Here is a 23,745-nt window from a genome sequence, read left to right on the forward strand (position 1 = left end):
CTGATTTATGGCTGATTATAAAAAACCGACTCTGTTTATCGCGTGACTGAACGATGACATTTTTGTCACCTTCCGGGTTTCTCCTGAATAACGGTATTAATCCATTAACAGACGCACACTGAACACAATTTCCCGCCCCTGCTGTTCTGCTGACAGCTCGCCGCCGTGAGCATGAATGATCGACCTTGTAATTGATAATCCCAGCCCCGCGCCTTCCGTGTTGTAGAACCTTGATGAGTCTGCGCGATAGAACCGGTCAAACAAACGTTCCAGATTAGCGGGAACCTGGCCGGACATCGTATTCGTAATCATCACGTTCACACAGTCACTGTCACGCTCAAGGTGTATCGCTGTACAGGTGTTATCGGGAGAATACTTGATTGCATTGGAAAGCAGGTTACTGAAAGCACGTCGGAGCATATCGCTGTCTCCGGTAACAACGCCCTCTCCTTCAACCGTGATTGTCTTTCCTGTTTCGTCTGCCAGGGGCTCGAACAACTCACGTAATTCATTCAGTTCGGCTGCCAGATCCACATCATGTTTATCCAGCCGCAGCAGACCATGCTCTGAACGTGCCAGAAAAAGCATGTCACTGGTCATTCGTGACAACCTTTTCAGTTCTTCCAGGTTAGCGAATAAAATTTCGCGGTAATGCGAAACATCCCTTTCCTTAGCCAGTGCAAACTGCGTCTGCATCATCAGATTACTGACTGGTGTGCGCAGCTCATGCGCGATGTCAGACGAGAAATCTGACAGTTTCCGGAATGCCCCCTCCAGGCGATCAAACATATTATTGAACTCCTGCATGGTCTCAGAGATTTCCGGCGGAGCCAGATCGGGATTTAGACGCTGATCCAGGCTGTGTACAGTCATGGAGGAAGCCAGACTGGTCATTTCCCGTAACGGTTTCAGACCAATACGTGTGGTCAGCCAGCCCAGAAAAACAGAAATAAAGACCAGACCGATATTGAACCAGAACAGCCAGGTACTGAGTTTGTCCATAAACAGGGTGTGATACCCAGTATCCGTGGCAACCGTAATGATGACATGTTTGCTTTTACCCTGTTCCGGCGTCACGGCAACCCGCCGCGAGATACTGCGGTACACGGTGTTATTTTCTTCCGTCTGGATCATATAGTCGAGAATATCACCCGACTTATTAAGCAGGACCGCTGGAACAACAGAATTTTTGGCATAGAGTTCAACAATTTTTTCATTTTCCATGTTTTTTATAGAAATGAATAAACCATTGTGCCCTACCATCGCATCATTTATTTTTTCTGATAATGACTTAATATCCGTTTTGTTCCGGAACGTCTCTGTTTTAAGAAACTCTTCGGTGAGCTGAAGTTTACCTGTCAGAAAATCGCGGTCCTGATTATCGAAATAGCCATTAAGGGTGCTAATCAGGATAAAACTTAATAACCACCATACCGTAAGCATCACCGCAGAAAAAATCAGGCTCAGGCGTGTGGTCAGGGAAATTTTGAACCTCACTCTTCTCTGATCTCCAGGACATATCCGGCACCGCGAACGGTATGGATCAGTTTTGGCTCAAAGTCATCATCAATTTTACTTCTCAGACGTCTCACGGCGACATCAATCACATTCGTATCACTGTCAAAATTCATGTTCCAGACCAGGGACGAGATAAGACTCCTGGGTAACACTTCTCCGGTGCGTTGCAGCAGCAACTCAAGCAGAACGTATTCTTTACCGGTGAGATGGATCTTCTTCCCCGAACGGATCACGGTCCGGCGCACCATATCAACGGTCATATCGGCGATGGTGCAGACTGTTGCGGCCTGCGAGCGTGCCCGGCGCAGCAGGGTTCTTACACGTGCAACCAGCTCCGTAAAATCAAAGGGCTTAATCAGGTAGTCATCTGCGCCAAGCTCCAGTCCTTTCACTTTGTCCCGCACGTTGTCCTTTGCGGTTAAAAACAGGACCGGTTCTTCGTGCCCGGACTCCCTCAGTGCGCTGATGATTTGCCACCCGTCGAGGAAAGGCAGCATCACGTCCAGTATTATCAAATCATACTGTCCCTTCGACGCGGCCCCGAGACCATCGCGGCCATTATTAAAGAGATCGGCCTGATAGCCTTCCTCAACCAGTCCCTGCTGCAGGTAACGACCTGTTTTTTGTTCGTCTTCAACGATTAAAATACGCTGCATGGTCAACTCGCTGATATGAAAGTAAAAATCTCACGCATGAGCTTTGGCTGTCCCCTAGCTGACCTGAGACGGAGCAAGCATTCCGAGCCACGCTACGGCGCCCAGAATGATAATCGCAACAACGAATTCTGTCAGGATGCTGTTTCGCATCAGGGCAACGCTGCGATCATAATTCCCTTCCCTGACCATAACTTCAAGCCGGGGACCCAGGTGAAACCGGTTTGCTGCAGCCAGAAGAAGCATCAGAACAAACAGAGCCGTCTTGGCAAGCAATATCCTCCCCCAGGAACTGTTGAATAAGGGAGTTAAGTTACCCTCAGCAATATACAGATAGTTGACCAGCGCACTCAGGATCAGGGCTACAACAATCACCGTTCCTGCCGTGGCAAATTTTGCCAGGGAGTCAGATATCACAATGACGCTCTGTGCATTATGCTCGTTTCTGCGCATCAGCAGGATAGCAAATGCAACCAGAGCACCTGTCCAGGCACCTGCAGCGCCGAGATGGGTCAGATCGCTCAGTAAATGGAGATAGTAATGCAGACCGTCATGCATAACGGCGTGTCCTCCCCAGGCAAGTGTAGCCAGCGCCACGCCCCCACTCATCGTCATCAGCAGGCAGGACAATACTCTCTTATTAGTGTAAAGGAACAAAGCACCGAGTGTGGTAAACAGGGCACAGAGCCTGACAATCCAGCTAATACCCACATCAGTTTCTTCTATCACCATCTCGATAACATGGATGGATAATTCTCTGAGGTCAGTTACTCCACTCATGGCATTAGATACCAGGAGCATATTAATGCCAGTAAGAATGATGCCTGTAACAACAGCAAAGGTTATAAACGACCTGAAATTAGTCAGGTTATAGGTTTCATGTCTGACACCGCTTATTCCATATATCTGAAAAAATGGCAATCCAAATATTACCATCAAATCCAGATAAAGAAGAAAACGAATAACAATCATAATCAGGTCGTTCATAATATTACTTCACTGTAAAGGTGTAATTACCGGTAATAGGGTGCGTATCTGAAGAAACCGCGCGCCAGTCAACACGATAAGTGCCAGCGGGTAAAGGCTCTCGCGGAATAATGACCATCGATTTAGGGTCAGCGCCTGGCGCCACTTTTGCCGCGACCGGCATCGGAGAATGTGATGACATGCCTTTCATACCCGTCATCGTTAATTTTGCACCTGAGAATTTCACGGTCAGATTTTCCGAGAAATTAAGCTGAATCTTTTCCGGGGCCGCTACGGCTGAATCTGCCTGTGGCACAGAGCTTTTTAATTCCGGATGGGCCATAGCAGAGAAAGCAACGCCCATAACGAGGCCACCTGTAAGAATGGCTTTATTTAAAATCGACATTTTATTTACCTGTTTAGTTGAGTGTTTTATATCAGTGCGTTAAAACCAGATTCTGGCTCCCGCCAGGAATACTACCTGATGGTCTTTCTCACCTTCTCTTTTCGCCATATCGGATGTTTTCCCGTAAAGTTGATTCCAGGAAACGCCTATATAGGGTGCAAACTCACGGCGTATTTCATAGCGCAGCCGGAGCCCCAGCTCTGTGTCAGTCAGTCCCCTGCCGCGACCCCGCGATTCATCATCCTGACTGTAGAAATTCACCTCATAGGATGGCTGGAGTATGAGCCGGTTAGTCAGTAAAACGTCGTATTCTCCTCCCAGACGAAGGGCTGCTTTTCCGCCATTACTGACAAAACCCGTAATTTCAGACTCAAAATTATAGAGTGCCAGCCCCTGAAAACCGACAGCAGCCCAGGTCCGGGCAGAAGCAGGTCTGAAATCCTGCCTGACACCCGCAACCAAATCCCACCATGGGCCAACCGCATGTCCCCAGAGTAACTGCGCTTCAGCCGCCTCCGTTTCCCCATTGCTTCGTTCACCTTCACTCTTTAGCCAAATCCGATCTGTGTCGCCTCCAATCCAGCTGTTAACACTCCAGCTGAAATTGTTGGTGTTATCCGACCGTTGCCATTCCAGTTGATCCAGCAGAACCAGATAATTAATCGCACTGTCGTGAATCGCATGCCCCTGTAAATTGCCGAATGCAGCCTTCCGGTCGGCATCGGTAACAGGCGGAATTGGCGTTCTGCTCTCAGTTACAATGGGCTCCATTGACGTCATCTCAGTGAAATTCTCATCTGCTGGCATCTGCATGGCAGACATGTCGTGCCCGGCGTGGGGATCTGCAGAGACGGAGCCCGCCGCAATAGAAAGCTGTGAGGTAAAGAAACCGGCGACCAGAACAGGTATGGCCTTCAAATTTCTCTTCATTCGCATCATTCCTCCACCCGGACTTCACGAAACATTCCCATTTCCATGTGATAGAGCAAATGGCAGTGATACGCCCAGCGGCCAAGCGCATCTGCTGTCACTCTGTAACTGCGTTTTGTACCAGGGGGAACATCTATTGTGTGTTTACGAACCATGAAATTACCGTTTTCATCTTCCAGATCGCTCCACATACCATGCAGGTGAATGGGGTGAGTCATCATGGTATCGTTGATCAGCGTGATCCTGAGCCGCTCACCGTATTTCAGCAGCACCGGTGCGGCATCTGAAAACTTGATTCCGTTAAATGACCAGGCAAACTTTTCCATGTGGCCGGTTAAATGCAGTTCTATGGTACGGCCAGGTTCACGTCCGTCAGGATCCTCAAAGCGGCTTTTCAAATCCGCGTACGTGAGAACCTTTCTTCCGTTATTTCGAAGACCAATACCCGGATCATTTAATTTCGGAGAGACGCTCATCGCCTGCATATCAACCAGTGGGTTATCCGTTTCTGACGCAGGATGACTTTGCATACCCGGCATTCCGGCCATCCGGGAATGATCCATACCGGCCATGCTGCTGTGATCCATGGGCGCGGAGGATGTCCCGCTATCCGGAAGGTCAGCACCGTCCATAGACATCATCTCTCCGCTGTTATCCATGCCTCCCATCTGGCTGTGGTCCATTCCTGCCATATCATGTCCCATTCCCCCCATACCCATATCTTCCATGGTCAACAGAGAACGGGGATCGAGGGGGGGAACGGCAGCACTTAACCCCTCTCTCGTGGCCAGTGTCCCTCGAGCGTAACCGGTCCTGTCCATGGATTGTGCGAAGATGGTATAGGCCTCACCCTGAGGCTCCACAATGACATCATAGGTTTCGGCAACGGCAATCCTGAATTCGTCAACGGTAACCGGGTTTACATACTGGCCATCTGCAGCCACGACCGTCATTTTCAGCCCGGGGATACGGATATCGAAATAGGTCATTGCCGAGCCGTTGATAAACCGTAAGCGTATCTTTTCACCGGGACGGAACAGTCCGGTCCAGTTTTTCAGCGGGGCCTGCCCGTTCATGAGATAGGTGTAGGTGTAGCCACTGACATCCGCGAGGTCAGTCGGATTCATTTTCATTTCAGCCCACATTTTCCGATCGGCAATGGTGGCTGACAGCCCCCTGGTATTCACGTCGCGGAAAAAAGAGCCAACGGTTGGTTTATTGAAATTGTAGTAATCCGACTGTTTTTTTAATTTTTTCAGCAGGCTGTGAGGATTTTCATCGGTCCAGTCAGACAACATGACCACATGCTCACGATCGTAAGCAAACGGTTCTGGCTCCCTGGCATCGATGATAATGGCACCGTATACCCCCTCCTGTTCCTGCAGACCGGAATGGCTGTGGTACCAGTAAGTCCCGTTCTGCTTAACCTTAAAGGTGTAAACGTAGGTATCATCAGGCTCTATGCCCATAAAACTCAGCCCCGGAACACCATCCATATTGGCCGGAAGAATAATGCCGTGCCAGTGAATGGACGTCTGTTCATTAAGACGGTTTTTGACCTTCAGGGTAATGGTGTCACCTTCTTTCCAGCGAAGAACGGGCCCCGGCAGGCCTCCATTGATTGTTTTGGCCTGACGCTCACTGCCCGTGATATTGACGGCCGTTTCACCAATGGTCAGGTCAAACTGAGTACCCTGCAGGGATGCGGCAACTGGCAGGCTCAGACTGGAACGCGCATTGAAACTCCATACGCCAAGACTTCCGGCTACGCCAGAGAGGGTTAACCCCTTCAGGAAAGTTCGTCGAGACGTTTTCAACAGCATGCGCATTCCCTTATTTAAAGTATGGTTACTGACAGAATTCGAGAACCGATTTAAATTAAATTACTGGTTCATCCACTTACAATGAAATGAATCTAGCACACCTTAAGAAACAAATTCATTACAATCGTGTAATGTACATAGCTGTATTACATTTACGTCATCTTCCCCACAGGTTGATTATTTTTATATATGATCATAAGGACATCTTTTATGTACCTCAGAAGGTAATTACACATGAATATATTAATCACGACCACTGCGTTTACAGCTTTATTTTGTGGGGCAGCTTTTGCTCAGTCCAGTGATATTGCCCATGAAGCACATCGATTTGTTAATAATGCCTCAGCCGTCAGTCATGTGAATTCCTCGACGCATGAAAACTTACCGGACAGGGTTAATAAAAACAACACGCCCTCATTCTCTGAAATGAATGAACATGAAAGGGCCATTGTTGCTCATTCATTTATGAACAACAGCGCGTCCTATGCGCATCAGAAAATGATTGAGGAACATAAAAAAATGCTGTCCGGCAGTGATGCAAATTCAAAGACCTCGTCTTCTTCTTTTAACGAACTGAATGCCGGAGAAAAAGCCGCTCTCGTGCATGAGCAGGTCAATAATGCCGGTGCGGAAGCACATCAGACGCAGGCAAGAAAGCTTCGCGGGCTGTATTCGACCAGGTAACTGCAGGCGGGTTAGTGCTTAGCGTCAGGTGCGCAGCAGGGCTTTACTGACGGGTTACGTAGCAGGACATGAGCCCCATATTGCTCTGCCGTAACCTGTTTCAGTCCCGTTAATCATCACCGTCGGGCTGGTCATACAGTTCCCAGAGCTTCAGGAGCAAACGGGAAACAAGATATGTTACAAAAATGACGACCATCAACGGTGCTCCCGATTAACTGACAGATGACACGCCTCCTGAAAACCCCTAGCATACGCCGCAGTGTTCATGCTAACGGCGAATTCCAGTAAATGTATTCTACCGATGTCGTAAAAGAAAATGCCTACCTTTCAGCCACCCGCTCGGGGCTGGAATCGAACGAGATCGCTACTCTTCAGCGCTCCTTGCCTTCCCGGTTTAATCTGCGGCATTTGAAAAAAAATGAATCATTAAAACTCGTACTGCAAAAGAAAGCGGGAAAATCACGTGTCGTGGCCTATAAATTTACGTCCGGTTCATTTAATTACACGGCGTATCGTATATCAGATAAAAAGTTCTATAACCTTTCCGATACTTCCGGGAAAGGCAGTCTCGATTATCCGTTACCGGCCACAGCAAGACTCAGTTCGCCTTTCAATCCTGCAAGACTTAACCCGGTATCGGGAAAAGTGAGTCCCCATAATGGCATTGATTATTCCATGCCCATGAACACGAAAATAGTCAGCGTCATCGACGGAAAAATCACCCGGGCCGAATACAACAGTACCATGGGATATTTTGTTGAAGTAACGGGAAAAGCCGGTGTTAAAACTCGCTATCTCCACCTCAATAAAATACTCGTTACTAAAGGGGCCAGGGTTACACGGGGAGGTGCTATTGCGTTATCCGGTAACAGCGGACGTTCATCCGGTCCTCATCTGCATTACGAGCTGGTCATCAATAACAACCCTGTTAACTCTCTGGCGTTCCGGGCAGCGGCACCCGCTGATAACAAACTCGAACAGCATGCCTTTGCGCATGCCAGAGACTACGAACGATACCTGGACTGATAACGGGACCGCGACGCGGCCCCGTCTGCCGGATTAATTTTTTTTATCGTTTTCACTTCCGTGATGTTGATGATCTCCATGCCCTCCGTGGCCGTGGAAAAGATGCATTAGCGGGCAGACCAGCAATAACAGATATGGCCAGTAACCTGCCACATGTGACCAGTGTTCGCGCAGGAGGGCAAATGCCGCGATCGCGGCGACAGCAATAAGCGCATAGGTGGTACTTTTCATACTGGACTCCTTCTGTTCGTAACTGACCCTTCACTCAGTGTTATTTCCCGAGCCTGACACTTTTCAGACGCAACGCATTCACAATGACGCTGACGGAGGAAAGAGCCATGGCCGCCGCCGCAATAACTGGCGACAGCAGTATTCCATACACAGGATAAAGCAGACCTGCAGCCACAGGCACGCCAAGTGCGTTGTAGATAAATGCAAAAAACAGATTCTGACGGATATTTTTCATGGTGATCTCTGACAGATGACGGGCCCTGTTCAGTATCATCAAGTCGCCTTTGAGAAGGGTGACTCCGGCACTTTCAATTGCCACATCTGTACCCGTTCCCATGGCTATACCCACGTCAGCCGCTGCCAGCGCCGGGGCATCATTCACACCGTCTCCGGCCATCGCAACCACATGGCCAGACTCTTTCAGTCGGGTTATCACTGCTTTTTTGCCATCCGGCAGAATTCCGGCTTCAACCTCATCTATTCCCAGTTTCCGTGCGACTGCTTCAGCAGTAAGCTGGTTATCCCCGGTGAGCATAACAATGCGGATCCCCGCCTGACGCAAAGCTTTAAGCGCATCCGGCGTGGTTGTTTTCACGGGATCCGAGATAGCTATCAGGCCTGCAAGGTCCCCGTCTGTGGCCACATAGATAACGGTAGCGCCTTCCATCCGCAACGTATCCGCAACGGCCTTTTGATTATCAATAACGATACTGTTTTCCTGCATAGCCAGTTCATTACCAATAACAACCCGTTGACCTTCGACATCGCCTGAGACACCTTTACCCGACGGTGCATCGAAATGAGTGACTGCGGGTATTGCGATCCCCTTTTCCTGTGCTGCTTTAACTACTGCCATACCCAGCGGATGCTGCGAGCCTTTTTCCACTGCGGCTGTTACACGCAAAAGAGATGTTTCCCCACCCGGATTGAGACTGATAATCCCTGTCACCGTAGGCGAACCTTCCGTGAGCGTGCCTGTTTTGTCGACAACCAGCGTGTCCACTTTTTCAAGACGCTCAAGGGCTTCGGCATTCCTGATTAACACCCCGGCCTGGGCTCCTTTGCCCACCCCCACCATTATCGACATCGGCGTGGCCAGCCCCAGCGCGCAGGGACAGGCAATAATCAGGACCGACACAGCCGCAATGAGACCGTGCGCCATCCTGGGCTCGGGCCCCCAGACAGACCAGATCACGAAAGCAACAACCGCGATAAGTATCACCAGAGGAACAAACCAGCCTGAAACGCTGTCAGCCATTCTCTGGATGGGGGCACGCGAACGCTGTGCATCAGCGACCATCTGAACAATTCGTGAGAGCATTGTTTCATCACCGACTTTCTCTGCACGGATGATGAGACTCCCTGTCTGATTAATGGTCCCCCCGATGACAGGGTCACCCTCCGTTTTGGTAACCGGCATAGATTCCCCGGTCACCATCGATTCATCAACGGTTGTTTTGCCTTCGATCACAATACCGTCGACCGGAATACTCTCTCCTGGTCTGATGCGGAGCTTATCGCCAGGCAGAACATCTTCCGCATTAATATCCGTTTCATGACCGTCATGATCCAGCCGCCTGGCGGTTTTGGGGGCAAGATTCAGTAGTGCAGTAATGGCACCTGAGGTTTGTTCCCGTGCCCGCAGCTCAAGAACCTGTCCCAGCAGAACAAGCACCGTAATAACTGCTGCGGCTTCAAAATAAACGGCCACCAGGCCATCCATGTTTCTGAACGATGCAGGAAACCAGGAGGGGAAGACGGTTGCAATGACGCTGTACACCCAGGCTACGCCGGTGCCCATTGCAACAAGGGTAAACATATTCAGGGAGCGGTTACGTAACGACATTCCGGCCCGGGCGAAGAATGGCCAGCCACACCACAACACGACAGGAGAGGCCAGAAGCAGCTGCAGCCATGTGTTGTGCTGTGGCGGTACTGTATTCCTCAAGGCGGGAAACAGATGAGATCCCATTTCGAGTACCAGAACCGGAAACGCCAGCAACAACCCCAGCCAGAAGCGTCTTGTCATGTCGCGAAGTTCATCACTTGGCCCCGTGGATGCCGTAGCTACGAGCGGCTCCAGTGCCATTCCACAGACAGGACAGCTTCCGGGACCACTGCGGCGTATCTCCGGGTGCATCGGACATGTCCACACACCTTCAGAATTCTCTTTCTCCGCCTGGTGGTGAGGCTGTTTTATCTGATCAGGGCTGACTTCGTGATGATCGTGGTGATGGTGATGGGAATGTTCACTGGCATCTTCGGTAAGATAACGATCGGGATGGGCTTTAAATTTACTCTCACAGCTGGCGGAGCAGAAATAAAGTTGATGGTCCTGGTATCGAATGCTGCTGTGCGCCCTGTCGGGCAGGATGTCCATCCCGCACACGGGATCTCTCACCTTATGCAATACGTGGCCCTCGTCCGGGGATAATGTCTGCTCAGAAGCAGTCTGGTTGTTGTGTTGCACTGCATTGTCATTTTTCACAGTAACTCTCCTTATGCATACCGAAGCATCTTCTGTCTTCAGGGTATGTCATGGATGCGATTACCACGAATGCCGCCGGCATAAGAGTGCCTGCTGCCGGCGTCCCGTTATCAGCCGTTCCGCTGACTATTCGATTCGCTGGAAGACTTTTTTACTTCCATCCGGTGAGAATGCGATAACATCGTAAGCCTCTTTTCGGGCTCCCATCTCCATTCCAGGACTTCCTGCTGGCATACCGGGGGTGGCGAGACCGTATATACCTGAACCAGACTGCATTGCCTTATGTATCGTTGTCGCAGGCACATGGCCTTCAATGATCAAATTACCGGCAACCGCGGTATGACAACTTCGCAGTCCTGCAGGAATAGCATGCTTTTCTTTCAGGGCTGACAGCGCCTGATCATTCATGACGTGAGTTCGTACTTCAAACCCGTCTTTTTCCATCGCCTTGCCCCACAGGGAACAACAGCCACAGTTTTCAGATTTGTACATATCAATCACTTTTTCACTCGCCATCGCGGGCAGTGAAAGGCCGAGAGCCAGCGCCATCAGAACCACTTTTTTCATACTCACCTCTGTATATTATCGATTTAAACCCTGACGTCAGGGTGAATCAGTAAAGAAGGACACCCACAGGGGGTGCCCTTTCAGGTTCAGGACACGCTTTTTTTATGTCTGCGCAGCCAGATTAATTTGTAGGCGGCAGGAATAATGAACAGGGACAGCAGCGGAGCCGTGATCATCCCACCAATCATGGGTGCCGCGATACGGCTCATGACTTCTGAACCTGCACCGGTTCCCCAGAGTATTGGCAGCAGACCCGCAATGATCACCGCCACGGTCATGGCTTTCGGCCGGACACGCAGTACGGCACCATGATAGAGGGCTTCATCAAGGCCTTCCGGTGTGAACGTCTCTTTACGGGACAATTCCGGGTGCGCTTCAATGGCATGACGCAGATACATCAGCATGACCACGCCAAACTCTGCTGCCACCCCGGCCAGAGCGATAAACCCCGTTCCGGTTGCGACAGACATATGGAAGCCCTGCCAGTACAGGAACCATATCCCGCCAACCAGGGCGAACGGCAGGCTCATCAGGATCAGCAGGGCTTCATCAACCCGGCGGAATGCCAGATACAACAGGATGAAGATGATCATCACCGTCATCGGCACCATCAGCTTCAGTTTCTTGTTGGCATGCTCAAGCAGTTCAAACTGTCCGGAGAATGACACGCTGGTACCCGGTCTCAGTTTCACTTTCTGACTGATCGCCGTTTTAATGTCATTAACCACCGACACCATATCCCTGCCGCGCGCGTCAATGTAAATCCAGCTGGCTGGACGGGCATTTTCCGTTTTCAGCATAGTCGGCCCGGAAACGACCTTAATATCCGCAACATCGCCCAGCGTGATCTGCTGCTTCATCGGGGTCAGGATCGGCATCTGTTTCAGGGCCTGCGGGCTGTTCCGGTAATCCTGCGGATAGCGGATATTAATCGGGTACCGGGCCACGCCTTCAACCGTCTCACCCACCATAGCCCCACCGATGGCTGATGAGATGAACAGCTGCACATCGCCCACCGTCATTCCGTAGCGGGAGGCTTTTTCCCGGTTGATATCCACATCAATGTAGCGCCCGCCTTCCAGTCGCTCTGCGAGAGCAGACACTACGCCGGGTACGGTTTTGGCGACCGCTTCGATACTCTGCGCCGTTGCATCGATATCGGACAGAACCGTTCCGGACACCTTGATACCTATCGGGCTTTTGATCCCGGTTGAGAGCATATCAATACGGTTACGGATTGGCGGCACCCAGAGGTTTGCCAGCCCCGGTAAACGGACGGTCCTGTCGAGTTCTTCAATAATCTTGTCAATCGTCATGCCTGGACGCCACTGATCCTCAGGTTTGAGCTGGATCGTGGTTTCAACCATTTCGAGCGGTGCGGAATCCGTGGCGGTCTCTGCTTTACCGGTCTTGCCAAATACAGAGGCCACTTCAGGAACGCTTTTGATTAACTTGTCCGTCGTCTGCAGGAGCGCTGCAGCTTCAGCCGGAGAGACACCCGGCAGGGTCGACGGCATATACAACAGGTCGCCCTCGTTAATCTTCGGCAGAAACTCACCGCCCACCTGGCTCAGCGGCCAGATAACGGTGAAAATGGACAAGGCCGCAACCAGCAGGGTTGTTTTTGGCCAGTGGAGAACCCGCAACAGCAATGGATGATACGCTTTGATCAGTACCCGGTTCAGGGGGTTACTGGTCTCTGCAGGAATTTTCCCCCGGATCCAGAATCCCATCAGAATCGGAATGACGATGATGGCCAGCGCGGCCGCGCCCGCCATGGAGTACGTTTTCGTGAATGCCAGCGGGCCAAACAGACGTCCTTCCTGACCTTCCAGGGTAAAGATAGGAATAAAGGACAGGGTGATGATCAGCAGGCTGATAAACAGTGCGGGTCCCACTTCAACGGAGGCATCGGTAATCACCTTCCAGCGGGTGGCGTTGTCAATCTGCTCACCAGGATGCTGATGATCCCACTCCTCAAGCCGCTTATGCGCATTCTCAATCATCACAATGGCGGCATCCACCATCGCACCGACGGCAATCGCTATCCCTCCCAGCGACATGATATTGGCGTTCAGTCCCTGGAAGTGCATGACGATAAAGGCGATACACAGACCAAGCGGCAGAGAGATAATCGCCACCAGGGCAGAACGTACGTGCCACAGGAACAGGGCACAGACGATGGCCACCACGATAAACTCTTCCAGAAGTTTGGAACTGAGGTTATCAATCGCCCGGTCGATGAGCTGGCTGCGATCGTAGGTGGTCACGATTTCAACGCCTTCCGGCAGGCTGGCCTTCAGCGTCTCAAGTTTATCCCTCACTGCCGTGATAACGTCGCGTGCATTTTTACCCGACCGCAGGATCACCACGCCGCCAGCGACTTCGCCCTGGCCGTTCAGCTCGGCAATACCACGCCGCATTTCAGGCCCGGTCTGCACGCGGGCAACATCCCGCAGATAAACCGGCACGCCGTTCTCGCCTGTTTTCAGGACGATGTTATTAAAATCATCAATGCTCTGAAGATAACCGCTGGCACGGACCATATACTCAGCTTCGGCCATTTCAACGGATGAGCCACCGGCCTCCTGGTTAGACGATTCAAGGGCCTGTTTCACTTCGGGCAGGCTGATACCATACTGAGACAGTTTTACCGGATTGACCTGAATCTGGTACTGTTTCACCACGCCGCCAACCGAAGCGACCTCAGCCACGTTCGGGATGGTTTTCAGCTCAAATTTCAGGAACCAGTCCTGCAGAGAACGCAGTTCTGAAAGGTCGTGTTTTCCGCTGCGATCGACAAGGGCATATTCAAATATCCAGCCCACCCCCGTGGCGTCCGGACCGATTTCAGAACTCACACCGGCGGGCAGTTTTCCCTGTACCTGGTTCAGGTACTCCAGCACGCGGGAACGGGCCCAGTACAGATCGGTGCCGTCTTCAAAAATGACATACACATACGAATCACCGAACTGTGAAAAACCACGCACGGTTTTTGCGCCAGGCACGGACAGCATGGTGGTGGTAAGTGGATAGGTGACCTGGTTTTCTACAATCTGCGGGGCCTGGCCGGGATAGCTGGTTTTGATAATGACCTGCACATCTGACAGGTCAGGCAAGGCATCGACAGGCGTGTTAATAATCGTCCATGTGCCCCAGATGCTGAGAAACAGGGCCCCCATCATGACCAGGAAACGGTTGGCGACAGAGCGCCGGATAATCCATTCAATCATCGTCGTCTCCTCAGTGCCCTGAATGCATATTTACAGGCTGGTCAGACATTGCTGGCATACTGCTTTCTGTTTTTTCAGGGTGGCGCATACGTTCCAGTGCGCCCGTAATATTGGCTTCAGAGTCAATGAGGAACAGGCCACTGACCACCACGGTATCGCCTTCATTCAGGCCGGAGCCGATGCCGGACTGTTGCTGTGACTCATGCAGAACGTGGATCTGTTTCGGCACAAACTTGCCTTCATCATCAACAGTAATCACGCGCTGTTCTTTGCCGGTATCGATAACGGCCTGGCTTGGTATCAGCAGCATCTCCTGGCTTCTGGTATTCAGTTTCAGATAGGCATTCATGCCCGGCTTGAGAAACTCATCCTTATTAGAAACCTGGAGACGGACCTGAAGCGTACGGGTTGTCTGATCCACGCTGGGAAGAATATTCCATTTTTCGACATGGAATGTTTTATCCGGATAAGCCGGTACCGAAATTTCAAACTGCGACGTATCTTTCAGCAGATAGGCGATAGATTCTGGCACTGCAGCGCTGATCCAGACCGGGTCCATTCCCTGAATCTGAGCCACCACCTTATCTTTCGAAATATTCATGCCGGTGCGCAGGTCAAATGCAGTAATGACACCATCAATAGGTGCTTTAATGGTAAAACGGGTCTGAATGCTCCGGGTAGAACGCAGTCTCTGAATATCCTCTTCCGGCATACCTGCCAGGCGAAGCCGTTCCAGAACGCCTTTAATTTGCGTGGAAGTACCACCGGTGCTGGATAACAGAAGGAATTCACTCTGTGCTTCCACCCAGTCCGGAATGGTAATATCGATAAGTGGCGTCCCCTTCTTCACATGATCGCCAATCGTCATGGGGTAGACTTTTTCGACAAACCCGTCAGAACGCGCCTGCACAATAACAAACTGATACTCGTTATAGCTGACATTAGCCGGGATTGTCTGAGAATAATTCAGCATTCCTCGCGTGACTTTTTGCGTTTTTAATCCCAGATTCTGAACCTGGGTTGGGTCGATACGGATCCCGCCACTGCTTTTATCGCCACTGTCATCAGCATATTTTGGCACCAGGTCCATATCCATAAAGGGCGATTTTCCGGGTTTATCAAATTTGGTATCCGGTTTCATTGGGTCATACCAGAAAAGCACCTTTCGTTCCGGTGCCTTTTGTTCTGTTTTTTCTGTCTTTTGTGCTGAGTTTACATACTGCCAGGCAGTAACCGATATCAGCCCCCCTGCTATGAGGCTGCTGATAATTATTGCAGCATATTTTATCTTTAAAGAAGCCATACAATTTTCCGCTAAAAAATCAAAACACCTGGCATATGCACCTGACGGTTAACTCACACATATACCTATGTGAATGTACAGGCGCACAGGATGTAATCGCTCCGGACAGCCAATCAGGACTGCGTCACGTTAATGCTTTTAAGTAAAGAAATATTACCCTGCTGAATAAACGAGAAATCGACATGGTTGCCGGTTTTCAGGGCATTGATAGCGTCGTCTGCATTAACAAAAGTGAAGCGCATGGTCATTGCAGGCCAGCCCACCGCAGGGATTGCTTCGTGCGAAATGGTGATCTTTTTACTATTTATATCAATTTCTTTAACGACACCGGTGCCCTTGATAACCTGCTGTACCGAAGCATCACTGGCAGTATTCATATCGCCATGCTGATGTGTTTCAGCATGAAGACCGGCAGAAAACATGACAGAGAAGGCACCAAATAAAACGGCTTTAAGTGAATTACGCATTTTAAATTTCCTGATTAATGAAATAAATTTACTCTACCCAACCGCCACCCAGTGCGGTAAACAGATTAATTTCGTTAACCTGCCGGGAATAGGTAAGATCGAGAATGGTTTGCTGCGTAGCGAAGAGAGAACGCTCTGCATCCAGCACTTCAATGTAACTGACAGCACCACTGGAATATAATCCTCTGGCACGCTGGAGAGTTATCTGAAGTGAATCAAGATAACGCTGCTGTGACTCAAGTTGCTGGCTAAGGCTGTCGCGCAGCGCAAGCGTGTCGGAAACATCCTTAAAGGCTGACTGAATTTTTTGTTCGTAATTAACCACCGACTGTTGCTGGCGAATTTCAGCCAGCTTCAGATTGGCTTTATTCCTGCCAGCATTAAATATAGGAATTTCAATTTTAGGGATAAAATTCCACATTCCACTTCCTGACGTAAACAGGCTGGACAGCTCCGTACTGCTTGCGGAAAGACCACTGGTCAGGGTAATTGAGGGGAAAAAGGCCGCTCGCGCTGCGCCAATATTGGCATCAGCCGCTTTCAGCTGATATTCCGCTTCCATAATATCCGGTCGCTGCAGCAAAATTTGTGAAGACAGATTTGGTGGCAATTTTACTGGGGCTATCTCCCCGCCTTTCATCCCTTTTTCTGACGGAAGTGCGCGGTACGTTCCCAGCACCAGTTGCAGGGCATTGTTTGCCTGAGCCAGATCGCCTTCTCGTTTGGCTATTTCGGCGCGGGTACTTTCGATTTGTCCTCGCGCCTGTTCAAGTGCCAGAACGTTCGTACTCCCGGTCACGAGCTGCTGCTCAACGAAAGCATAGGACTGTTGATAATTTTTCAGCGTTTCCCGCGCAATACGAAGTTGTTCGTACGCCAGTTGCTGGCTGAAATAGCTTTGTGAAACGTTGGATACCAGCAGGATGTGTACGGCCCGACGGGCTTCTTCGCTGGCAAAGTAGTTCTGGCGATCAGCATCACTCATGTTCTTAAGTTTGCCGAAAAAATCGAGCTCATAACTGAACTCCAGACCTGCGTCGTACTCCTGTGTGGTCGGCTTGTCACCTTTCAGACCACCGCTGTATGTGATCCCGGATGAGGCATTCAGCTGGGGATAACGATCTGCATCCGTGACGTTGAACTGGGCCCGGGCCTCTTCAACCTTCAGTGCAGCCATTCTCAAATCACGGTTATTAGTCAGGGCTTCAGTAATCAGCCGGGTGACCTGGGGATCGACAAAAAAGTTACGCCAGCCCGTATCCTGATAGCCATTCACCGCTGGCGTCAGGCTGTTACGGGACAGTGAAAACTGCTGGGGTACCGGTGCTGCCGGACGCTGATATTCAGGCGCCAGAGAGACACAACCAGCCAGAATGAAGATTGTGCTGATGCTGAGTAGTTTTAATTTGAACATATTGCTTCTCGTCCAGGCAGACCTGGTAAATGGTTCAAATGAAGTTCAGAGTATTACCAGGGTTACTTTACAGAATGCACTCTGTTTGTCGGGTGACAGAATAATGACAATGTTGTCATTTTTACGGTAATTCGTTGATTACGATCGTGTGCGCAATAGAATGACATTAGCAGCCAGACGGGGAGCAAGATGAAAATATTGATCGTCGAAGACGAAATTAAAACAGGTGAATATCTCAGCAAAGGGCTTACAGAGGCAGGGTTCGTAGTGGATCACGCTGATAATGGTCTTACCGGATATCATCTCGCCATGACAGCCGAGTATGATTTAGTCATTCTGGACATCATGCTGCCTGATGTGAACGGCTGGGATATCATCCGCATGCTGCGCACTGCCGGAAAGGGTATGCCGGTCTTACTACTGACGGCCCTCGGCACGATCGAACACAGGGTCAAAGGACTGGAACTGGGTGCGGACGATTATCTGGTTAAACCCTTTGCGTTTGCCGAACTGCTGGCCCGGGTGAGAACCCTTCTGAGGCGGGGAAACGCGATGATCACGGAAAGCCAGTTTAGGGTGGCTGATCTCTCGATGGATCTCGTATCCAGAAAAGTCAGTCGCGCCGGAAACCGCATTGTGCTCACCAGTAAAGAGTTCAGCCTGCTGGAATTTTTCATTCGCCATCAGGGCGAGGTTCTTCCCCGTTCCCTGATTGCCTCTCAGGTCTGGGACATGAATTTTGACAGCGACACTAACGCGATTGATGTCGCCGTAAAGCGACTCCGCGCTAAAATAGACAACGATTACGGGACAAAGCTGATCCAGACTGTCCGGGGCGTGGGCTATATGCTGGAGGCCCCGGATGCATAGCAAACCTTCCAGGCGCCCTTTCTCACTCGCCCTGCGGCTGACCTTTTTTATCAGCCTGTCCACGATACTGGCTTTTATCGCCTTCACCTGGTTTATGCTGCATTCTGTTGAAAATCATTTTGCCGAGCAGGATGTCAGCGATCTTCAACAAATCAGCACTACCCTGAACCGTATACTGCAGTCCCCGGTGGATCCGGATGAAAAAAAAGTAAGCAAAATAAAGGAGTCGATTGCCAGCTACCGCAACGTTGCCCTTTTGCTCCTCAATCCCAGGGGGGAAGTGCTCTTTAGTTCAGCGCAGGGGGCGGCACTACACCCGGCCGTGAATTCCGCAGATTTTAGCGAGCACAGCCGCGCACGGGATGTCTTTCTCTGGACGGTGGAGGATCCTGCGAGACCGATGGATACCGGGTCTGAAATGAAGATGGAAACATACCGGATTATCGCCTCCTCTGGCCAGGCGATATTTCAGGGCAAACAGCAGAATTATGTCATGCTGACTGGCCTCTCCATTAATTTCCATCTCCATTACCTCGATGCGCTGAAAAAAAATCTGATTGCGATCGCCGTCGTGATAAGCCTGCTGATTGTTCTGATCATTCGCATCGCTGTCCGTCAGGGGCACCTGCCCCTTCGTAATGTCAGCAATGCCATTAAAAACATCACCTCCGAGAATCTTGATGCGCGGCTGGAACCGACACGCGTTCCCATTGAGCTGGAGCAACTGGTTATCTCGTTCAATCATATGATTGGAAAGATTGAGGACGTCTTTACCCGCCAGGCCAATTTCTCTGCCGATATCGCGCATGAGATCAGAACGCCCATCACCAATCTGGTGACGCAGACTGAAATCGCACTGAGTCAGGATCGAACCCAGAAGGAACTTGAGGATGTCCTCTACTCCAGTCTTGAAGAGTATAACCGGATGACCAAAATGGTCAGCGACATGCTGTTTCTGGCACAGGCGGACAATAACCAGCTTATACCTGACAGGGTCCGTTTTGACCTCAGAGCAGAAGTCATGAAAGTCTTCGAGTTTTTCGAAGCCTGGGCCGAAGAACGCAATATCACGCTCAAATTTAACGGGATGCCCTGCCTGGTTGAGGGAGATCCACAAATGTTCAGAAGAGCGATCAATAATCTGTTATCCAATGCCCTGCGTTATACCCCGGAGGGACAGGCCATCACCGTCTCAATAAGAAAGCAGGAGAGCTTTTTTGACCTTGTGATTGAAAATCCAGGGAAACCGATCCCTGAAGAACATTTATCAAGGCTGTTTGACCGTTTTTATCGGGTGGATCCATCCAGACAACGAAAAGGAGAAGGCAGCGGCATCGGCCTTGCGATTGTGAAGTCAATCGTGGAAGCACATCACGGAAGAGTGCAGGTGGAATCAGACGTACGCTCCACGCGTTTTATCTTATCCGTGCCCAGACTGGAGAAAATGATCCCGGAAACCCAATGCTGAAAATAAAGATGTAAATGACAAAGATGTCATTAGCCTGTCATGCAGCAAACAGAAGCCATTCGATATAATTAGTGCAACTTATCAGGAAGGCTGGATTGCTTCATCAATACCCGGCGTCAGAGTACGCCAGGAAATGAATATCCAGCCCTCTTCCGGAGAAATAAACGCTGCCGAACTTGTTTCAGTTATGGAACTGAAAACACCGGTTGTACTTCCCCGGACATCACTAATTCAGAAATGGAGAGTTATCATGAAAAATATCGTATTAGCATCTTTGCTGGGCTTTGGTTTAATTTCATCGGCCTGGGCCACTGAAACCGTGAATATCCATGATCGCGTCAACAATGCACAGGCTCCTGCTCACCAGATGCAGTCTGCTGCGGCTCCTGTCGGGATCCAGGGGACTGCTCCTCGTATGACCGGTATGGACCAGCATGAACAGGCCATTATTGCTCATGAAACCATGACGAACGGCTCGGCGGATGCGCACCAGAAAATGGTGGAAAGTCATCAGAAGATGATGGGAAATAACACGGTATCCACGACCGTCCCGTCAACGTCTTACGCGGCGATGAATGAGCATGAAAGAGCAGCGGTTGCCCATGAATTCATGAATAACGGGCAATCCGGCCCACATCAGGCCATGGCCGAAGCGCACCGCCGCATGATCAATGCAGGCTGAATGCGACGGTAGTATCCGTGCTGTTACCTTTTCCCTGATAGATTTTCCTGAAACAACGTTGCTACATTTTTGCCCCCCGTCAGGGGGCTTTTTTGTCTGACTCAGCTACACTTAACCGGTACCTGTCTGAAAGGAATTATTATAGGGGTCTGACGCTCAGTGGAACGAAAACTCACGTTAAGCGATTGTGGCTGAGAAAAACCAAAGGATCCGGCGAGGATCCTTTGGTGTGCTGACATGACCAGTTTCTTTTGGGATATTTTTTCCCTGCATGAAGTCCTTTATGTCCTGATCATAATGCCATTAAAAATTCTATGCTATGGCTTCGCTATTTTAGACATTCCCTAACAGCTTTGTCTAAATCCGCCACATAAATTGGGGTAGGATGCCCAGATTTCATTTTCCATACAGTATATCCTCCCTTTGTTGCTTTGCCGCGCAGCTCTGTCTGCTTTCCTTCTGTGATTGACCTGCTCCCCGTTGATTAGTACACCCCGATGTTAGTAATGTCTTCATAAGCCACATGAGGACATCCCCATGAAGAAGCGTTTTTCCGACGAACAGATCATCAGTATTCTCCGCGAAGCCGAAGCTGGGGTACCCGCCCGTGAACTCTGCCGCAAGCATGCCATTTCCGATGCCACGTTTTACACCTGGCGTAAGAAGTATGGCGGTATGGAGGTGCCTGAAGTTAAGCGCCTGAAGTCGCTTGAGGAAGAGAACACCAGACTCAAGAAGCTGCTTGCCGAAGCCATGCTGGATAAAGAGGCGCTTCAGGTGGCTCTTGGGCGAAAGTACTGACGACAGACCAGAAGCGGGAAGCCGTGATGTTGATGTGTGATGCGACCGGTCTGTCGCAACGTCGTGCCTGCAGGCTTACAGGTTTATCCCTGTCGACCTGCCGCTATGAGGCTCACCGTCCGGCTGCTGATGCGCATTTATCAGGGCGCATCACTGAGCTGGCACTGGAGCGCAGGCGTTTTGGCTACCGTCGTATTTGGCAGTTGCTGCGCCGTGAAGGGCTTCATGTTAATCATAAGCGCGTGTACCGGCTTTATCACCTCAGTGGCCTGGGCGTAAAACGCAGAAGACGTCGTAAAGGGCTGGCAACAGAACGTCTGCCGCTGCTCCGTCCGGCGGCGCCCAATCTGACCTAGTCGATGGATTTCGTCATGGACGCACTTTCCACCGGTCGCAGGATCAAGTGTCTTACCTGCGTCGATGATTTCACAAAGGAATGCCTGACGGTCACTGTTGCCTGTGGGATTTCAGGCGTTCAGGTCACGCGTATTCTGGACAGCATTGCACTGTTTCGAGGCTATCCGGCGACGATAAGAACTGACCAGGGGCCGGAGTTCACTTGCCGTGCACTGGATCAATGGGCCTTTGAGCATGGTGTTGAGTTGCGCTTAATCCAGCCGGGCAAGCCAACGCAGAACGGATTTATTGAGAGCTTTAACGGACGATTTCGCGATGAATGTTTGAATGAGCACTGGTTCAGCGATATCGTTCATGCCAGGAAAATTATTAATGACTGGCGGCAGGATTATAACGAATGCCGCCCGCACTCCACGCTGAATTATCAGACACCGTCTGAATTTGCAGCGGGCTGGAGAAAGGGTCATTCTGAGAATGAAGATTCCGACGTTACTAACTGAGTGTTGTATCTAATCGTGGGGGCAGGTCAGCCTGACCGTACTGCTGAATTCAAATCAATGATTAGATTGCCATACCACTGCATCATCTCCCTCCTTCCCTCTAGATACTGAGCATGGTTATACGTTCCACGAATTGAGTTCTTATCGACGTGAGCCAGTTGTAGCTCGATCCAAGCTGAGTTAAATCCCTGCTCATGCAAAATAGTACTCATCGTGTGGCGGAATCCATGCCCCGTAACACGCCCGGCATAGCCGATACGCCTGACCAGCACAGTCAATGCCATATCACTCACCGGTTTCTTTGGATTATTACGTCCTGGGAACAGCAACGTTCCCGCTCCCGTCATGGGTTTAAGCTGATTAAGCAAGTCAATTACCTGGCTTGATAACGGAACCAGATGAGGGCGGCGCATTTTCATGCGCTCTGCTGGCACGTTCCAAACCTTCCGCTCAAAATCAAACTCCTGCCACTCCGCTTGCCTCAATTCCCCAGGCCTTACTCCAGTCAAAATAAGTAATTGCATCGCTATTTTAACAAGTACACTACCTGCGTAGGTGTTCAGAGTTTGAAGAAACTCTGGCAATTCATCCTGGGTCAAAAAAGCATAGTGCTCTTTCTCATGGGGAGCTACTGCGCTGGCTAGATCAGGAGCTGGATTGTACTCAGCCCTGCCAGTCACAACGGCATACTTCCAGACCTCTCCACAACGCTGGCGAACCTTACGGACCTTCTCAGTTGCTCCTCGAACTTCTATCTTTGAAAGAACAGCAAGCAACTCCATCGGTTTGATATCTTTGATTGGCCGGTGACCGATATAAGGGAACACATCCTTTTCAAAGGTTCTCAACATTTCTTCGCGGTAGGAGACAGACCAGCGGTCATAGCGACGCTGATACCACTCCCGCGTGATAGCCTCAAAAGAGTTTTCTGCATCTTGTTGACGACTAAGTTTCTCAATTTTCCGTTCAAGAGAAGGATCGTTGCCAGCCGCTAATGTCCTTTTTGCATCCTCACGCTTATTTCTGGCTTCAGCTAAAGAAACATCGGGGTAAACGCCAATAGCGAGCAGCTTCTCTTTACCTAGCGAACGGTATTTGAGACGCCAGTATCTTTTACCGTTGGGATTAACCAGCAGGTAAAGACCACCACCATCAGCGAGTTTGTAGGGCTTATCTTTAGGTTTTGCAGTTTCAACCTGACGAGCTGTCAGCTTCATTGGGGGTACCTCTCAGCAGGGGGTACAATTATACCCCCATCCATACCCCCACATTGAGCTTGACCCTGGGGGAGTACAATTGAGTTCAATAGACTAATAGAATGCTATAACTGCTGATTTATCAAGGGAAAATTGAGTTTG

19 protein-coding genes and 1 pseudogene are annotated in these 23,745 nt (G+C 50.3%); 6 read left to right on the forward strand and 14 right to left on the reverse strand.

The genetic code is table 11. The features are described from left to right. Positions 1-96: 96 nt before the first annotated feature. From pcoS to pcoA, 6 genes are read right to left on the reverse strand one after another with little or no spacing between them, the layout of a single operon-like run. A complete protein-coding gene (gene pcoS, locus ABOC97_RS11075; RefSeq protein WP_234506736.1) occupies positions 97-1,497 on the reverse strand; it encodes a copper resistance membrane spanning protein PcoS in 1,401 nt (466 codons plus the stop codon). Then, a complete protein-coding gene (pcoR, locus tag ABOC97_RS11080; protein ID WP_001188930.1) occupies positions 1,494-2,174 on the reverse strand; it encodes a copper response regulator transcription factor PcoR in 681 nt (226 codons plus the stop codon). Before pcoR ends, pcoS begins: the two co-directional genes overlap by 4 nt. Before the next feature lie 54 nt (positions 2,175-2,228). Further along, complete coding sequence (gene pcoD / locus ABOC97_RS11085; protein ID WP_229692861.1) at positions 2,229-3,107, reverse strand: copper resistance inner membrane protein PcoD; 879 nt, start codon at positions 3,105-3,107, stop codon at positions 2,229-2,231. Between the two features lie 55 nt (positions 3,108-3,162). Beyond that, positions 3,163-3,543, reverse strand: a complete 381-nt coding sequence (gene pcoC / locus ABOC97_RS11090; RefSeq protein ID WP_000025662.1) for a copper resistance system metallochaperone PcoC — start codon at positions 3,541-3,543, stop codon at positions 3,163-3,165. A 39-nt stretch (positions 3,544-3,582) separates the two neighbouring features. Then, the gene (gene pcoB, locus ABOC97_RS11095) at positions 3,583-4,473 is read right to left on the reverse strand and encodes a copper resistance outer membrane transporter PcoB (RefSeq protein ID WP_171861965.1); all 891 of its coding nucleotides are present in this window, start codon (positions 4,471-4,473) and stop codon (positions 3,583-3,585) included. A 5-nt stretch (positions 4,474-4,478) separates the two neighbouring features. Further along, the gene (pcoA, locus tag ABOC97_RS11100; RefSeq protein WP_049002685.1) at positions 4,479-6,296 is read right to left on the reverse strand and encodes a multicopper oxidase PcoA; all 1,818 of its coding nucleotides are present in this window, start codon (positions 6,294-6,296) and stop codon (positions 4,479-4,481) included. Positions 6,297-6,530: 234 nt separating this feature from the next. On the opposite strand from pcoA, the gene ABOC97_RS11105 reads away from it, so the two are divergent. Both ABOC97_RS11105 and ABOC97_RS11110 read left to right on the forward strand, forming a co-directional pair. Continuing rightward, positions 6,531-6,980, forward strand: a complete 450-nt coding sequence (locus ABOC97_RS11105; protein WP_001023257.1) for a copper resistance protein — start codon at positions 6,531-6,533, stop codon at positions 6,978-6,980. Positions 6,981-7,268: 288 nt separating this feature from the next. Continuing rightward, positions 7,269-8,006 carry a peptidoglycan DD-metalloendopeptidase family protein gene (locus ABOC97_RS11110; protein WP_000287501.1) on the forward strand — a complete coding sequence of 246 codons (738 nt, stop codon included), beginning with the start codon at positions 7,269-7,271 and terminating at the stop codon, positions 8,004-8,006. A 33-nt stretch (positions 8,007-8,039) separates the two neighbouring features. Here ABOC97_RS11110 and ABOC97_RS11115 read toward each other — a convergent pair whose 3' ends face one another. The 7 genes from ABOC97_RS11115 to silC all read right to left on the reverse strand — a co-directional run bounded on the left by ABOC97_RS11115 (position 8,040) and on the right by silC (position 17,709). Then, positions 8,040-8,237 carry a DUF2933 domain-containing protein gene (locus ABOC97_RS11115; protein WP_000843494.1) on the reverse strand — a complete coding sequence of 66 codons (198 nt, stop codon included), beginning with the start codon at positions 8,235-8,237 and terminating at the stop codon, positions 8,040-8,042. Positions 8,238-8,277: 40 nt separating this feature from the next. Then, complete coding sequence (gene silP / locus ABOC97_RS11120) at positions 8,278-10,725, reverse strand: Ag(+)-translocating P-type ATPase SilP (protein WP_057064177.1); 2,448 nt, start codon at positions 10,723-10,725, stop codon at positions 8,278-8,280. Between the two features lie 126 nt (positions 10,726-10,851). Further along, positions 10,852-11,292: a DUF411 domain-containing protein gene (locus ABOC97_RS11125; RefSeq protein WP_000758228.1), complete on the reverse strand. Its 441-nt coding sequence runs from the start codon at positions 11,290-11,292 to the stop codon at positions 10,852-10,854. 86 nt (positions 11,293-11,378) lie between these two features. Further along, entirely contained in the window at positions 11,379-14,525 is a 3,147-nt protein-coding gene (gene silA / locus ABOC97_RS11130; protein ID WP_032620969.1) for a Cu(+)/Ag(+) efflux RND transporter permease subunit SilA, read from the reverse strand. Between the two features lie 10 nt (positions 14,526-14,535). Beyond that, positions 14,536-15,828, reverse strand: a complete 1,293-nt coding sequence (gene silB / locus ABOC97_RS11135; protein ID WP_000157620.1) for a Cu(+)/Ag(+) efflux RND transporter periplasmic adaptor subunit SilB — start codon at positions 15,826-15,828, stop codon at positions 14,536-14,538. A gap of 113 nt (positions 15,829-15,941) precedes the next feature. Then, the gene (gene cusF / locus ABOC97_RS11140) at positions 15,942-16,295 is read right to left on the reverse strand and encodes a cation efflux system protein CusF (RefSeq protein WP_008786772.1); all 354 of its coding nucleotides are present in this window, start codon (positions 16,293-16,295) and stop codon (positions 15,942-15,944) included. A gap of 28 nt (positions 16,296-16,323) precedes the next feature. Continuing rightward, on the reverse strand, positions 16,324-17,709 hold the full coding sequence (silC, locus tag ABOC97_RS11145; protein WP_038633711.1) for a Cu(+)/Ag(+) efflux RND transporter outer membrane channel SilC: 1,386 nt from the start codon (positions 17,707-17,709) through the stop codon (positions 16,324-16,326). A gap of 189 nt (positions 17,710-17,898) precedes the next feature. Here silC and silR point away from each other — a divergent pair, with 189 nt between their 5' ends. The 4 genes and pseudogenes from silR (at position 17,899) to ABOC97_RS11165 (ending at position 22,387) form a co-directional block, all read left to right on the forward strand. After that, positions 17,899-18,579, forward strand: coding sequence for a copper/silver response regulator transcription factor SilR (silR, locus tag ABOC97_RS11150; RefSeq protein WP_038633715.1), 681 nt, complete (start codon positions 17,899-17,901; stop codon positions 18,577-18,579). Continuing rightward, positions 18,572-20,047, forward strand: coding sequence for a copper/silver sensor histidine kinase SilS (gene silS, locus ABOC97_RS11155; protein WP_032433718.1), 1,476 nt, complete (start codon positions 18,572-18,574; stop codon positions 20,045-20,047). Before silR ends, silS begins: the two co-directional genes overlap by 8 nt. 250 nt (positions 20,048-20,297) lie before the next feature. Continuing rightward, positions 20,298-20,729, forward strand: coding sequence for a silver-binding protein SilE (gene silE, locus ABOC97_RS11160; RefSeq protein ID WP_000790483.1), 432 nt, complete (start codon positions 20,298-20,300; stop codon positions 20,727-20,729). 537 nt (positions 20,730-21,266) lie between these two features. After that, positions 21,267-22,387: pseudogene (locus ABOC97_RS11165) on the forward strand (IS3-like element ISSen4 family transposase). 26 nt (positions 22,388-22,413) lie between these two features. On the opposite strand, the gene ABOC97_RS11170 reads toward ABOC97_RS11165, so the two are convergent. After that, positions 22,414-23,604 carry a tyrosine-type recombinase/integrase gene (locus tag ABOC97_RS11170; protein WP_234506733.1) on the reverse strand — a complete coding sequence of 397 codons (1,191 nt, stop codon included), beginning with the start codon at positions 23,602-23,604 and terminating at the stop codon, positions 22,414-22,416. Positions 23,605-23,745: the final 141 nt, after the last annotated feature.

This window comes from Kluyvera huaxiensis, assembly GCF_040149365.1.
GTDB classification, from domain to species: domain Bacteria; phylum Pseudomonadota; class Gammaproteobacteria; order Enterobacterales; family Enterobacteriaceae; genus Kluyvera; species Kluyvera intermedia_A.